Source organism: Micropruina sp. (genome assembly GCF_047602385.1).
GTDB lineage: Bacteria > Actinomycetota > Actinomycetes > Propionibacteriales > Propionibacteriaceae > Micropruina.
Genome location: NZ_JASGHL010000004.1, coordinates 470,572 through 484,596, shown reverse-complemented (window position 1 = coordinate 484,596; position 14,025 = coordinate 470,572). Strand labels below are relative to the sequence as shown.

Genomic DNA, 14,025 nt, shown 5'->3' with positions numbered 1-14,025 from the left:
GGACGCCGCCGCGAGCGCCGATAGGATGCCGGGCATGGCGCGCGTGATCGTGGATGTGATGCCCAAGCCCGAGATCCTGGATCCCCAGGGCAAGGCCGTCACCGGAGCCCTGAAGCGGCTCGGGTTCGACGGCTTGACCGTCCGGCAGGGCAAGCGGTTCGAGGTGGACGTCGAGGGTGACCTCACCGACGAGCGCCTCGAGCAGGTGCGAGAGGCGGCCGAGAAACTGCTTGCCAACACCGTGATCGAGGCATTCGACGTCCGGGTCGAGCAGTGAGCCGGATCGGCGTCGTCACCTTCCCGGGTTCGCTCGACGACCACGACGCGCAGCGCGCCGTGCGGCTGGCCGGTCACGAACCGGTCGCGCTGTGGCACGCGCACGAGTCACTGCAGGACGTCGAGGCGGTCATCCTGCCCGGCGGCTTCTCTTACGGCGATTACCTGCGCTGCGGCGCCATCGCCCGGTTCAGCCCGGTGATGACCGAGGTGATCCGCGCCGCGAACGCCGGCTTGCCGGTGCTGGGCATCTGCAACGGCTTCCAGGTGCTGTGCGAGTCGCATCTGTTGCCAGGTGCGCTGATCCGCAACGACGTCCGCACCTTCGTCTGCCGCGATCAGAAGCTGCGGGTGGAGTCGGCGGACACGGTGTGGACCTGCGCGTTCGATGCCGGCCAGGAGATCACCATCGTGCTGAAGAACGGCGAGGGCGGTTTCGTCGCCGACACCGACACCATCGCCCGGCTCGAGGGTGAGAACCAGGTCGTCTTCCGCTACCTGGACGACAACCCGAACGGTTCGCTGAACGACATCGCCGGTATCACCAACGCCCGCGGCAATGTCGTCGGCCTGATGCCGCACCCCGAGCACAACATGGAAGAGCTCACCTCGCCCAGCCTGGACGGTCGCGGCTTCTTCGCCTCGCTCGACCGGTTCCTGGCCGCCGTCGTCGGCTGACGGCGACGGCGCCGAATCAGAACGTCCGGCGCAGCCAGTTGAGGATCGCGCGCAGCGCGTGCGGGTCGCCGCCCAGCACCAGCCAGCCGACGATGACCACGCCGGCCAGCACGGTGAGTCCGATCAGGAAACCGATCAGACGCGCGAGGATCCCACCTCCGGACGCCGGACGCCCGCCCTGGGCGCGCGCGGCGGCGAGGCGGGAGTGCTCGCCGGCGGCCAACGCCATCCGGCGCGAGTTCTCATGCGCCAGCTGCGCCGAACGGATCGCGTTCTGGGAGGCCTGCTGAGCTGCCTGTTGAGCGGCCCAGTTCGCCTGGCTCGCCTGTTGAGCAGCCTGGCTGGCCATGAATCCTGGATTGGTCATCGTGGACCTCCTTCTCGCCGGCAGCGCTCGCTGCCACCTGACGGAGTCCGTCGACGGGCCGGTGATGCAGGGCGTGCGCTCAGTTTCGACTGGCGGTGACGACCAGGGACGCCAGGGGTCCGCCGTCGAGCACAGCCAGCCGTTGCGTCCCGTGCAGCCGGTCGCCCAGCGGTGGGGTCAGCGCGAATCCGGGCCAGGTCATCGCCAGGTAGGCGACGAACCGCTCCCGGATCCGGCCGGATTCGAAGGTGCCGCCGACCGCGCACACCCTGGGCGCCTCGTGCCGGCCCAACCCCACCCGGTGTGCGGCGGCGACCACCGCTTCGGCCAGATGGGCGGCCGCTTTGTCCAGGATGCTGCGGGCCACCGGGTCGGTCTGGGCGGCCTCGTCCACCTTGGCGGCGTAGGACGCGACCCGCGCAACCCGGTCAGGGTCGGCCTGCAACTCCAGGTGCGCGATCTCGATGTCGTCGAAGTCGTCCTGCAGCAGCTCGGTCAGTGCCGTCGACTGGCGGCGTCCGTCGTAGCCGCGCATCGCCGCCTCGAGCGCGTTGCGACCGATCCAGTAGGCAGATCCGGCATCGCCCATCAGCCAGCCCCAGCCGTCCACCCGGGCGACCTCGGCGCCCCCGACCGCCAGCGCGACCACGCCCGTTCCGCAGGCGATCAGCACGCCGTCGGAGTCGGCCAGGGCACCCAGGTACTTGGTGACCGAGTCGTCGGCGAGCCGGACCCGGGTGATCGGGGTGTCGAGCAGGTCGGCCAGGGTGGCTGCGGCGTCCGGCCGGCGCAGTGCGGCGGACGCGCAGGCCAGGGTGCCGGGCCGCCGTCCGGATTCGGTCAGCGCGGCGCGCGCCAACTCGGCGATCTGGGGTTCGATCGGACGGCCCGGGTCGACGCCGGGTGCGGCACCGGCGGCGAAGCCGGACCCCGAGATGCTCCAGGAACTGCCCGATCGGCCGCAGTCGATGGCCAGCACGTCTGCCGATTCGGACACCATGCTCACCGCCCTTCCGAGAGTCGAAATTCTAGGCCCGCAGCGACGGCGCCACGCCGAGTACGTACCCATTCCCGGGCTCGGGACGCGGATCGGGCGGCAGCTTCGAGACGGTAACTTGTGGACGTGGTCGACACCGTTGCGCATGCCGCCGAAACCCCCGATCTCGAACAGCCCTGGGCCGCCCTGGGCCTGAGGGAGAACGAGTATCTGAAGATCCGGGAGATCCTCGGCCGCCGGCCGTCGTCGTGTGAGTTGGCGATGTACTCGGTGATGTGGTCGGAGCACTGCTCGTACAAGTCGTCCAAGGTGCACCTGAAGAAGTTCGGCGAACTGGGCCGGGACACCCCGCGCGGCAAGCTGCTGGCCGGCATCGGCGAGCAGGCCGGCGTGGTCGACATCGGCGGCGACTGGGCGGTGACCTTCAAGATCGAGTCGCACAACCACCCCTCCTACGTCGAGCCGTACCAGGGCGCGGCGACCGGGGTCGGCGGCATCGTCCGCGACATCCTGGCGATGGGCGCGCGTCCGATCGGCGTGATGGACCCGCTCCGGTTCGGCCCGCTGGACGCCCCCGACACGGCCAGGGTGCTGCCCGGGATCGTCGCCGGCGTGGGCGGCTACGGCAACTGCCTGGGCCTGCCGAACATCGGCGGCGAGGTGGTCTTCGACCCGACTTACTACGGGAACCCCCTGGTCAATGCGCTGTGCGTCGGTGTGCTCAAGCACGACGATCTGCACCTGGCGTTCGCCCGCGGTACCGGCAACAAGGTCATCCTCTACGGTGCGGCGACCGGCGGCGATGGCATCGGTGGGGCGTCCATCCTGGCGTCGGAGACCTTCGACGCGGACGGCCCGGCCAAGCGGCCCAGCGTCCAGGTCGGCGACCCGTTCATGGAGAAGCTGCTGATCGAATGCACCCTGGAACTGTTCGCCGAGAACCTGATCTCGGGCATCCAGGATCTGGGGGCCGCCGGACTGTCCTGTGCGACGTCCGAGTTGGCCAGCGCCGGGGACGGTGGCATGCACGTGAACCTGAACACCGTGCCGCTGCGCGACCACACGCTGGCGCCCGAAGAGATCCTGATGAGCGAGTCGCAGGAGCGGATGATGGCGGTCGTCGAACCGCACAACGTGGACCGCTTCCTGGAGATCTGCGCCAAATGGGACGTCCTGGCCACCGTGGTCGGTGAAGTCACCGACGGCGACCGGCTGATCATCGAATGGGACGGCGAGGTCGTCGTGGACGTCGACCCGGCCACCGTCGCCCACGAGGGCCCCGTCTATGAGCGTCCCTACGCGCGTCCGGACTGGATCGACGGTCTCAACGCCGACACGGCCGAGGCGTTGCCCCGGGCGTCCTCGGGGGAGGAACTGGCGGAGACCGTGCTGCGGCTGGCCGGCTCGCCCAACCTGTGTGACAAGTCCTGGGTCACCGACCAGTACGACCGCTATGTGCGCGGCAACTCGGTGCTCGCCCAGCCCGAGGACGGCGGGATGCTGCGGATCGACGAAGAGACCGGGCTCGGCATCGCGTTGGCCACCGACTGCAACGGCCGGTTCGCCTACCTCAACCCCTACCTGGGCGCGCAATTGGCGTTGTGCGAGGCATATCGGAACGTCGCGGTGACCGGCGCCGAACCGGTCGCCATCACCGACTGCCTGAACTTCGGTTCGCCCGAGGATCCGAGCGTGATGTGGCAGTTCTCCGAGGCGATCCTCGGCCTGGTCGACGGCTGCAAGGCGCTCGGCACCCCGGTCACCGGCGGCAACGTGTCCTTCTACAACCAGACCGGCGAGACCAACATCATTCCGACGCCGGTCATCGGTGTCCTGGGGGTGATCGACGACGTCGCCGACCGGATCGGCGTGGGCTTCGCGTACCCCGGCGACGCGGTGTTCCTGCTCGGTGAGACCGGCGAGCACCTGTCCGGGACCACCTGGGCCGACGTGATCCACGACGGGCACCTCGGCGGCATGCCACCGCTGCCCGATTTCGCGCACGAGCAGCGGCTGGCCAAGGTGCTGGTGGCGGCGTCCAAGGCCCGGCTGCTGAGCTCGGCACACGATCTCGCCGACGGCGGCCTCGCGCAGGCATTGGTCGAGTCCTGCCTGCGCCGCGGGCTCGGCGCCGCGGTCACGCTGCCGGCGGGCGATCCGACCGTGCAGTTGTTCGCAGAGACGCCCGGACGCGTCATCGTCTCGCTGCCGGGGTCTGCCGCCGCCGCGTTCGCCGAGTTGTGTGTCGAGAACGACGTTCCGCTGCAGCGGCTCGGCGAGGTGACCGAACTCGCCGAACTCGAGGCGGTCGGCACCTTCACGCTGCCGCTGGACGAGATCCGCTCCCGCTGGCAGGCGCCGCTGCGCAAGGCGATGGCGCACTAGCCGCCTCCGCTGGGAGCTAGCCAACCCCGCCGGTCGAGCTTGTCGAGACCTCGCTCGCCCATGGCTGGTCGAGTTCTTGCCCGCCCACCGGTGTGGTCGAGTTTGCCGAGACCCTCGCTGGCACTGGATTTCGACCCGCTCAGCCAGTGGGCGTGGTGGGTCGCTACCGGGTGCCGTCCGGGTTGCCCCTACTGTCCGAGCGGACGCAGTGCGCAAGAATGGACCGGTCCAGGCACCCAGCCAGCAACCCGTTGAGGACAGTGAGCAGGCAATGACGCAAAATCCGTGGGAGCGCCCCGTCGAGCGCGAGGAACCGAGCCCGTCGATGGCCCCGCCGCCGTGGGATGCCCCGAGCCAGCCGTCCGGGTGGCCGGTCACCCAACCGGAGCCGACCGCCGGCCCGATCAGTGCGCCGTCGAGCGAGGCGGATGAGGTGGTCGAGGCTGAATTGGTCGACAGCAGCCCAGACCAGAACGACGAGAACACGGCCGTGACCGGGTCGCCGGCGGAGCTGCCCGACACATCCGCGCAAGTACCGGACGCCGTGGCCCAGGAAGCCGAACCGGAGGCGGCCGAGGCCGAGCCGCCGGCAGCGCCCTGGACCGACCCGGCGGCTAGTTCCGGGTGGAATCCCGCGCCGCTGTCCGCTGCTGCCGACGAACCGCAGACTCAGCAGGAGTCCGTCGACGAGGCACCGGCCGAAGAGGCTGCTACTGAGCCGGAGGCCGCCACCGACCCGGCACCGGCCGTGGAGCCTGAGCACTCGGGTGGCACCGACCCGGCACCGGCCGTGGAGCCTGAGCAGTCGGGCGGCACCGACCCAGCACCGGCCGTGGAGCTTGAGCAGTCGAGTGCCGCCGACCCGGAACCGGCCGCCGAGCCGGAGTCGTCGGACGCCGACGGCCCGGATCTCGATCTCGGTCAGCAGGAGTCGGCCGCTCCGGTTGCCACGGACTTCGAGACGGCGGCGACCGATCGTCAGGTGCCGTCGGCACCGGTTCCCGGCGGCTCGCCGCTCGATCTGCCGGGAAGCCTGCCGGCCTCGGCCCCCGGTGCATTCGATCTCGGCACGCCCCCGCCCGGAGCGGACTCGGGTCCGTTCGGGTTCGGCTCAACCGCTCAGCAACCCGCTCAGCCCGGCCCCTACGGTCAGCCGGCTGGTTACGGCCAGGGGCAACCGGGCGGCTACGGCCAAGCGGATCCCTACGGCTCTCCCGGTCAGCAGCCGGCTGCCGGTCCCGGTGCGGGCTACGCCCAGCAGCCCCCGCCGTACGGCGGCTCGCCGTACGGCCAGCCCGCGCCAGGGTGGGGCGATGCCTCCTCCGCACCTTCGGCGCCGGCCCCGTACGGGCAACCCCCCGGGTCGTCGGCTCCGACAACGCCATACGGCCACGGACAGCCGGCGACCTACGGGCAGTCCGCCCCGCAGTATGGGCAGCCCGGCGGGGCTCCATCGGCCCAGTCGGGTTCGTATGGTCAGCCGACCGCTCCGTCGGCCCAGTCCGGCCCCTACGGAGCACCATCGAGCTCGTCCGGCTCCTATGGTCAGCCGGGTGGTGCGCCGTCGGCGTCGTCGGGTTCCTATGGTCAGCCGGGTGGTGCGCCGTCGGCGTCGTCGGGTTCCTATGGTCAGCCGGGTGGTGCGCCGTCGGCGTCGTCGGGTTCCTATGGTCAGCCGGCAGCGGGATACGGCCAGCCGGGGTACGGGCAGCCCGATCAGCCCCAGCCCGCGTTCGGGCAGCAGCCGTCCGGGTACGGCCAGTCCCAGCCGCCCTATGCCGATCCGCAGGGTCAGCAGGCCTATGGGCAGCAGCTCGGCTACGGCCAGCAGAATCCCTACGGGCAGCAGAATCCCTATGGGCAGCAGAACCCGTACGGCCAGCAGAACCCCTACGGCCAGCAGCCGTCCTACGGCTACGGGCAGCAGCCCGGCTACGGCATGCAGCCCTACGGCGGTCTGGCGCCGAGTCAGGAAACCACCTGGGCGAGCGCGGCGCACTGGTCCGGTGCGGCCGCCGGCCTGGTCACCGGGGGACTCCTCGGTTGGGTCGGCCCGCTCATCGTCTTGAGCAACGCGGGAAAGCAGAGTCCGCGGGTGCGAGCTGCCGCGCTGGAGGCGCTGAACTTCCAGATCACCGTGGCGATCGGGTTCGTGATCAGCTACATCCTGCTGGTGGCCTTCATCGGCGGCATCCTGATGTCGTTGATCGGGCTGGCCAGCTTGATCTTCTCGATCATGGGAGCCGTCGCCGAGAACCAGGGCCGGCCGTACACCTACCCGTGGTCCATCAAGATGATCAAGTAGGGTCCATCGCTGCCTCGAAGGCCCGCCGGTGCCGGCGGGCCTTCGCGATTCCGGGTATCGCGGCCCACGCTGTCGGGACCTACCGATCCGCAGGGTAGAGTGAGCGCCGTGCTTCGTCCGGACGGTCGCCTCACTCACGATCTAGACCCCCAGGACAAGGGACCCCAGGATGCCTGCGGCGTCTTCGGTGTCTGGGCCCCCGGCGAGGAAGTCGCCAAACTCAGCTATTTCGGGCTGTTCGCGCTGCAGCATCGCGGCCAGGAGTCGGCCGGCGTCTCGGTCAGCAACGGCGAACGGATCATGGTCTTCAAGGACATGGGCCTGGTCTCGCAGGTGTTCGACGAGCCGACGCTGAACTCGCTGCACGGGCACCTGTCGATCGGGCAGTGCCGCTACTCGACCACCGGCGCCAGTGTCTGGAGCAACGCCCAACCGACCTTCCGGGCCACCGAATCCGGCGGCCTCGCGCTCGCCCACAACGGCAACCTGACCAACACCGACGAGCTGGAGGCCTGGCTCAAGGAGCGGGACGCCAGCCAAGAGGTGCCGCACAAGGACCGGATGGACTCCACCAGCGACACCGCGCTGGTCACCGCGATCATGGCCACCTATTCGCACCTGGGTGTGCACGGCGCCGCGCTCGAGGTCCTGCCCCGGTTGCGCGGCGCCTTCTGCTTCGTCTTCATGGACGAGCATTCGCTCTACGCGGCCCGTGATCCGCAGGGCATCCGGCCGCTGGTGCTCGGACGCCTGGCGAACGGCTGGGTGGTCGCCAGCGAGACCGCCGGCCTGGACATCGTCGGCGCCACCTTCATCCGGGAGGTCGAGCCGGGCGAGCTGATCACCATCGACGAAGGCGGGCTGCGCTCCACCCGGTTCGCGGACGCCGACCCGAAGGGCTGCCTGTTCGAGTACGTCTACCTGGCCCGGCCGGACACCTTGATCAGCAATCGGCGGGTGCATTCGGTACGGGTCGAGATCGGCCGCACGCTGGCCTTGGAGGCTCCGGCCGACGCCGACCTGGTCATCCCGACTCCTGAATCCGGCATCCCGGCCGCGATCGGCTACGCGGACGCGTCCGGCATTCCGTACGGACTCGGCCTGACCCGCAACGCCTACGTGGGCCGCACCTTCATCCAGCCGTCGCAGACCATCCGGCAGCTGGGTATCCGGCTGAAGCTGAACCCGATCCGCGACGTGATCGAGGGCAAGAAGCTGGTCGTGGTCGACGACTCGATCGTCCGGGGCAACACCCAGCGGGCGCTGGTGAAGATGCTGCGCGAGGCCGGTGCCGCCGAGGTGCACGTCCGGATCTCGTCGCCGCCGGTGCAGTGGCCGTGCTTCTACGGCATCGACTTCGCCACCCGCGCCGAACTGATCGCGCCCGGGCTGAGCACCGATGAGATCTGCCGCTCGATCGGCGCCGACTCGCTGGGCTACATCAGCCTGGAGGGTTTGGTGGCGTCCACCGGACTGGCGAAGAAGACGTTGTGCCGGGCCTGTTTCGACGGGGTGTACCCGGTCGAGGTGCCGGCCGGGCGGGCCGAGAAGATGCGGCTGGAGCAGGTCGGAGCAGAGCGGGGGAGGACCGCGTGAGCGGATCGGAACGGACGGCGTACGCAGCCGCCGGGGTCGACATCGAGGCCGGCGACCGCGCCGTCGAGCTGATGAAGGCCCATGTGGCCGCGACCCGGCGTCCCGAGGTGCTCGGCGGCCTGGGCGGTTTCGCCGGCTTCTTCGACGCGTCCGCGCTGAAGGGGTACGACCATCCGGTGCTGGCCACGTCCACCGACGGCGTGGGCACCAAGGTCGCCATCGCGCAGGCGCTGGACATCCACGACACCATCGGCTGGGACCTGATCGGCATGCTGGTCGACGACCTGGTCGTCACCGGCGCCGAGCCGCTGTTCGTCACCGACTACATCGCCTGCGGCAAGGTCGTCCCCGAGCGGATCGCGGCCATCGTCAAGGGCATCGCCGAAGCCTGTGCGGCCGCCGGCGCGGCGCTATTGGGCGGCGAAACCGCCGAGCACCCCGGCTTGCTGCACCCCGACGAGTACGACATCGCCGGCGCCACCACCGGCGTGGTGGAGCGGGACAAGATCCTCGGCCCCGGCCGCGTCCGGGCCGGCGACGTGGTGCTCGCGCTGGCGTCGTCCGGGCTACACTCCAATGGCTATTCGCTGGTCCGCAAGGTGCTGCTGACCGACGCCGGCTGGTCGCTGGACCGGCACGTCGACGACTTCGGCCGCACGCTGGGCGAGGAGCTGCTCGCCCCGACCCGGGTGTACGCCAAAGACATCCTGGCGCTGATCAAGGCCTGTGAGGTGCACGCGATCAGCCACATCACCGGTGGTGGACTGGCCAACAACCTGGTCCGCGTCCTGCCGGACGGCATCGCGGCCCGGCTCGACCGCAGCAGTTGGGCGCCGGCGCCGGTCTTCCGCGCCGTCCAGCAGGTCGGCGGCATTTCGCAGCCGGACATCGAGGCGACCCTGAACATGGGGGTGGGCATGGCGGTGGTGCTGCCGGCCTCCGCGGTGGACGCCGCGCAGGCTCTGCTGAGTGCCCGCGGGGTGCCGTCCTGGGTGCTCGGCGAGACCCGTGCGGACGCCGGAGCGGCCGCCTCCGTGACCCTCACCGGGGCGCATTCCGCTCAGTGAGGTTCGCTTTCCTGGGTGCGGGTGATTGGGTACCCTGTGCTCACGACACATTTCTGACGGATAAGCGGCATTGCCGCTGTGACTGCGAGGGGGCTGACCCATATGGGGCGCGGCCGTGCCAAAGCGAAGCAAACACGAGTTGCTCGCGATCTCAAGTACCGTTCGTTCAACACCGACTTCGGGTCTCTGGAGCGTGAGCTGCGTGGTGGCAGCTACGAAGAGCCGGACGGGGCCGTCGAAGAGACGGACGACGACGAAGACGATCCCTACACGGAGCTGGCGACTCGCTACGCCGACTCCGACGACGGCGGCGACACCCGCCGTTTCGGCTGAACCTCCGCCCCGATCGATCCCCGCCAATCCTCGGCGGTGGCATCGTGCTGCCCTCGCACCCCTCGCACCCGCCGGCCAAACCCCTCCCTAACTACCTGTGCCCTCCCGTAGGTGGGAGGGCACAGGTAGTTAGGGAGGGCCTTACCGGTCGGACGCGGTCGGCCACCGGCGTGGAACGCACCACACCCGGCCGCCCTGGGCGACCGGGTGTGGTGGTGGTGCGGATCAGACCCGGTAGCCGTGCTGGCGGCGGATCAGCTTGGCGAACATCACGATGGTCTGGGCGATGGTGACCACGTAGAGCACCGGCCAGCCGAGCCACAGGATCGAGCTCTGGATCAGCGCGGGCAGTTGGAACCAGGTCCAGCCGAGCACCACGAAGGACACCCCGAGCACGATCAGCGGAACCAGGTGGCTGTTGCCGGAGCCGCGCTCGGCCTTGGCCTGCTCGGCCCAGTTGTCGGTCTGCACCTTGGACAGGAACTTCACCCAGGCCCGGACGAAGTGGCCGGCCCGCAGCCACATGTACACCTCGGCGCCGATCCCGCTCGCGGCGAACAGGATGTCCTTCCAGCTGCGGCCCTTGATGCTCATGGCGATCCGGACGTTGAGCAGGATCGCGACGAACGGCGGGATCAGCCACCAGGGCGAGAACACAAAGGCGTTGATCGACAGCGACGCGGCCAGCAGCAGCACGAACGCGATCCGGGTGAAGATGTTGGTTGCCATGCCGAAGTTCTCCGCCCAGCGCAACCGCAGGTTCGGGTGGAACGGCTGGCCCTTGGTGTCGCCGCGCTGTCCGGGCCACATCAGGTCGATGGCGCCGTAGTTCCACTTGACCTGCTGGCCGTCCAGCGCCCGCAGGGTGGTCATGCCGCCCACGGACGCCCGGGCCTGGGCCGAGATCTTGGTCAGGTAGCCGGCGGACTTGATCTGCAGGCTGAGCAGGCTGTCTTCGACCTCGGAGTCGTTCACCCACGGGGTGTCCTGGTGGTTCGCCACCATCACCTCGCGCAGCGCCTTCATCGAGAAAATCGAGCACTGTCCGCCGAGCACCGCCATGTTCCGGCCGCGGAGCATGTTCTGCATGTTGAAGGCGGCGAACTGGGCGCGCTGGCCGGCGATCAGGAACGGTGCCGCCAGGCCGCGGAAGCCGTCGTAGTCGATGGTATAGATGGCCGAGATGCCGCCGATCCGCGAGTCGGACATGATCTCCGCCTCGAGCTTGGCGATGCAGTCCTTGGCCAGGGTGGTGTCGCCGTCCACACCGAGCAGGTAGTCGGCGTCCGGGATCAGCCCGAAACCGTAGTTCAGCGCACCGACCTTCTTGTCCGGGTTCTCGCCGATGTCGTGGACGAAGACCTCGGTGGTCTGCCGGGCCTGTTCGCCCTTCTGCCGCTTCTTGGCCGTCCGCGGGCCGGCGAACTTCGCGGCCAGCTCGAAGGTCTCGTCGGAGGTGTTGTTGACGATCACGTGGATCTGGTCGGGCAGCCGGGTCTGCTTGAGCAGCGACCGCAGCACCGCCTCGATGGTCTCGGCCTCGTTGTAGGCGGGGATGATGCAGCCGATCACCGGACGGTAGGTCGGCAGCGACTCGATGTCGGCCATGTGCTGGCGCACGTAGCGGGACAGGCCGGCATCGGGCTGCGCGGACCCGGCGGTGCGGGTGTTCGTGACGGTGGCGGTATCGAGGAGAGCGGCCTGGTGGGGGACTGCCTCGAGCTGGGTGGTGCTCATCTGTTTCTCACTCCTTGGTGGCTGGTGAGAAAAGATTGATACGTCAACCATGAGGCGCCCTCTGGGGTGCGTGGGCCTGCGCTCAAGACCTCCTCAAGAGTCCGATTCAGCGGTTCTTGAGGTTTCATCGACCCTTGCCGCCTGGTGGGTCACGGGGTTTTCGGGGTGGACGGGGCCGCGACCAGCGGCACCTGGATGGTGTCCGAGGTGGCCTGCCGCAGGTAGGTGTCGGCCTTGGGTGCGGACTGGATGAGCAGCTCGTAGGTCAGCGTGATCCGCATTGCGGTGCTGCCTGCCGGGGCTGCCGGCAGGGTCAGCACCTGTTGGTAGGAGTTGGGCTTGCTGATCAGGTAGCCCGGCGCGACGGACGCGGTGTCGTCGACGGCGTCCAGGGTCTTGGGGGTGCCGTCGGCGCCGATCGCGGTGGTGGCGACCCGGACGGCGCTGAGGAACGTCTGCTGCCCCTTGGCGCCGCCCTGCAGGGTCGCGGAGGCCACCACGTTGAGCGGCTTGGGCACCTCGGGCGTCCACTGCCGCAGGTCGAGCGTCGACCAGTAGGTCAGTTCGACCTTCGCCGCCCCGGCCGTCAGGCTGCGCTTGAGCGAGCCGGTGGCAAGGTCGTTCACGGCCGGGCTGGAGGTGGTTGTCGTCGTTGTCGTTGGGGACGCGGACACCGACGGGCTCGCCGTCTGCCACGGCGGCGTGCCGCAGCCGGCGACGCCGAGGGCGGCGAGGATCGAGACGGTGGCGAGGGGCAGGGTGGACTGTCGAGCTCGGGGTGAAGCCATGCCAGAAGTCAATCAGGCCCAGCGCGCCGAATGCGCGATTCGGACGCGACTTCTTCATTTCACAGCACCGGTGTTCCGGCGTCCTCAGGAGTAGCGGCGAGCCATCTCCACGGCCTGGGACCGGTACCCGCCGCCGAAGAGTTCGGCATGCACCAGCAGCGGGTGCAGCTGATGCAGTCCGATCAGTTCGCGCCAGCCGTCCGGCAGCTGGGTGGACGCCTCGGCGTAGGCGGCATGGATGCGGGCCAGCTGCGGGGTGCCGAACAGTGCCAGCATGGCCAGGTCGGTGAGCCGGTGGCCGCCATGGGCGGCCGGGTCGATCAGCACCACACCGTCGGGGGACCACAGCACATTGCCCGACCACAGATCGCCGTGCAGCCGTGCCGGCGGCGACCCGTCGTCGAAGTCACCCGCGGCCAGCCGCTCCATCACCCGGTCGAGGGCCGGGTCAGCGAGGTGCGCGCGGCGGGCGTGGAACAGCAGCCGGTCCGCGGCGTACCACGCCCCCCAGGACGAGGGTGGTGCGTCGCGCAACGGCAGCGGAGCGTCGCCGATCCAGCCGACGCCGGGTGCGCCGTCCGGCCCGATGCCGAAGAAGGACGCGCCGGCGTCGTGGGTAGTGACCAGGCCGCGTCCGAACTCCTCGGCGGCAGCCGTACCGGGCGAGCCGGCGGCGACCCGGTCGATGGTCAGCGAGGTCCGGGTGACTGCGTGGACGCCGGCCACCGCGACGCCGCCGGGCACGGCCAGCCAGCGCAGGCCGGCCGCCTCGGCCGCGAAGAACTGTTCCGGGGCGTCCCCACGACGCTTGGTGAAGGTCTGCGGCATTGCAGGAAGCCTACGAACTCCGAGGCCGCGGTGCCCGCCGGGTTCCGGTTGCCAACCGTCGGCCTCGCTGGGGCAGCTCGGATGAGGCGGCTCTCATCCTGGTCTCCGTGACTGCTCACGACCGCTTGATTGAGTGATGACCAAGCGATCCACAGAGAGGAACAGATCATGATGAGGATTCAGCGGACCACCACGGCGTGGGTGGCGACCGGCGCCTTGGGCCTGAGCGTCGCGGCCGGCACGGCCTTTGCGTTTGCCGATCAGGCCGCGGCCAAGGCTCCGTCCGAGCAGGGCATCGCGGCAGCGGCCGTGGCCGGCGAGCGAGTCGGCACATACCAGCAGCGCGCTGCCGCCCCGCAGGCGCTGACCGCGCCGTCCACGGCGACCGCCAACACCCCGGCCTCACCGGCGACGGCGAACACCGCCAACACCCCGGCGTCGCCGAAGACACCGGCGTCGGCCACGTCGCCGGTGTCGGCCAAGTCGCCGGTCTCCGCGGTGTCGCCCACGTCCCCGGCGTCCCCTCGGACCCCGAACTCGCCGGCGAGCGCTCCGTCCGCGCACAGCCCCAACTGACCATTGGGTGAGCCCGGACGCGCGGCGTCCGGGCTCACCGGTACCGGTGCCGCCGAGGCAACGGTCGCGATTCATCGATTCTGCGCCCACCG

General features: G+C 69.8%; 12 protein-coding genes and 1 pseudogene. 7 read left to right on the top strand and 6 right to left on the bottom strand.

The window, feature by feature from the left end; all coding sequences use genetic code 11:
• Positions 1–7 precede the first annotated feature (7 nt).
• Both purS and purQ read left to right on the top strand, forming a co-directional pair.
• Positions 8–277: pseudogene (gene purS / locus QM711_RS15360) on the top strand (phosphoribosylformylglycinamidine synthase subunit PurS); the annotation flags it as partial.
• Positions 274–954 (top strand): phosphoribosylformylglycinamidine synthase subunit PurQ, encoded by a 681-nt coding sequence (gene purQ / locus QM711_RS15355; RefSeq protein ID WP_415100850.1) that lies wholly within the window; start codon positions 274–276, stop codon positions 952–954. The pseudogene purS and the gene purQ, both read left to right, overlap by 4 nt.
• A gap of 16 nt (positions 955–970) precedes the next feature.
• Here the strand turns inward: purQ and QM711_RS15350 are convergent, their stop codons facing one another.
• Together QM711_RS15350 and QM711_RS15345 are read right to left on the bottom strand one after the other, a co-directional pair.
• Positions 971–1,321, bottom strand: a complete 351-nt coding sequence (locus QM711_RS15350; RefSeq protein ID WP_415100848.1) for a hypothetical protein — start codon at positions 1,319–1,321, stop codon at positions 971–973.
• Positions 1,322–1,400: 79 nt separating this feature from the next.
• Positions 1,401–2,318, bottom strand: coding sequence for an N-acetylglucosamine kinase (locus QM711_RS15345; protein ID WP_415100846.1), 918 nt, complete (start codon positions 2,316–2,318; stop codon positions 1,401–1,403).
• Between the two features lie 126 nt (positions 2,319–2,444).
• Between QM711_RS15345 and purL the strand changes: the two genes are divergently transcribed.
• The 5 genes from purL (at position 2,445) to QM711_RS15320 (ending at position 10,004) form a co-directional block, all read left to right on the top strand.
• Positions 2,445–4,703 (top strand): phosphoribosylformylglycinamidine synthase subunit PurL, encoded by a 2,259-nt coding sequence (purL, locus tag QM711_RS15340; RefSeq protein WP_415100844.1) that lies wholly within the window; start codon positions 2,445–2,447, stop codon positions 4,701–4,703.
• 271 nt (positions 4,704–4,974) lie between these two features.
• Positions 4,975–7,008: a DUF4870 domain-containing protein gene (locus QM711_RS15335; RefSeq protein ID WP_415100842.1), complete on the top strand. Its 2,034-nt coding sequence runs from the start codon at positions 4,975–4,977 to the stop codon at positions 7,006–7,008.
• 108 nt (positions 7,009–7,116) lie between these two features.
• The gene (gene purF / locus QM711_RS15330) at positions 7,117–8,604 is read left to right on the top strand and encodes an amidophosphoribosyltransferase (protein ID WP_415100840.1); all 1,488 of its coding nucleotides are present in this window, start codon (positions 7,117–7,119) and stop codon (positions 8,602–8,604) included.
• Positions 8,601–9,671, top strand: coding sequence for a phosphoribosylformylglycinamidine cyclo-ligase (gene purM / locus QM711_RS15325; RefSeq protein ID WP_415100838.1), 1,071 nt, complete (start codon positions 8,601–8,603; stop codon positions 9,669–9,671). Before purF ends, purM begins: the two co-directional genes overlap by 4 nt.
• 102 nt (positions 9,672–9,773) lie before the next feature.
• A complete protein-coding gene (locus QM711_RS15320) occupies positions 9,774–10,004 on the top strand; it encodes a DUF3073 domain-containing protein (protein WP_415100836.1) in 231 nt (76 codons plus the stop codon).
• 225 nt (positions 10,005–10,229) lie between these two features.
• On the opposite strand, the gene QM711_RS15315 is transcribed toward QM711_RS15320, so the two are convergent.
• From QM711_RS15315 to QM711_RS15300, 4 genes are all read right to left on the bottom strand, one after another.
• A complete protein-coding gene (locus QM711_RS15315) occupies positions 10,230–11,741 on the bottom strand; it encodes a glycosyltransferase family 2 protein (RefSeq protein WP_415100834.1) in 1,512 nt (503 codons plus the stop codon).
• A 149-nt stretch (positions 11,742–11,890) separates the two neighbouring features.
• Positions 11,891–12,529, bottom strand: coding sequence for a hypothetical protein (locus QM711_RS15310; RefSeq protein ID WP_415100832.1), 639 nt, complete (start codon positions 12,527–12,529; stop codon positions 11,891–11,893).
• Positions 12,530–12,613: 84 nt separating this feature from the next.
• On the bottom strand, positions 12,614–13,357 hold the full coding sequence (locus tag QM711_RS15305) for a fructosamine kinase family protein (RefSeq protein WP_415100830.1): 744 nt from the start codon (positions 13,355–13,357) through the stop codon (positions 12,614–12,616).
• Between the two features lie 260 nt (positions 13,358–13,617).
• Positions 13,618–13,971 (bottom strand): hypothetical protein, encoded by a 354-nt coding sequence (locus tag QM711_RS15300; RefSeq protein WP_415100828.1) that lies wholly within the window; start codon positions 13,969–13,971, stop codon positions 13,618–13,620.
• Positions 13,972–14,025 lie beyond the last annotated feature (54 nt).

Coding starts and splice junctions, on each gene's coding strand:
- QM711_RS15350 (WP_415100848.1), bottom strand. CDS start 1,321: ATGACCAATCCAGGATTCATGGCCAGCCAGGCTGCTCAACAGGCGAGC.
- QM711_RS15335 (WP_415100842.1), top strand. CDS start 4,975: ATGACGCAAAATCCGTGGGAGCGCCCCGTCGAGCGCGAGGAACCGAGC.
- QM711_RS15320 (WP_415100836.1), top strand. CDS start 9,774: ATGGGGCGCGGCCGTGCCAAAGCGAAGCAAACACGAGTTGCTCGCGAT.
- QM711_RS15315 (WP_415100834.1), bottom strand. CDS start 11,741: ATGAGCACCACCCAGCTCGAGGCAGTCCCCCACCAGGCCGCTCTCCTC.
- QM711_RS15310 (WP_415100832.1), bottom strand. CDS start 12,529: ATGGCTTCACCCCGAGCTCGACAGTCCACCCTGCCCCTCGCCACCGTC.
- QM711_RS15305 (WP_415100830.1), bottom strand. CDS start 13,357: ATGCCGCAGACCTTCACCAAGCGTCGTGGGGACGCCCCGGAACAGTTC.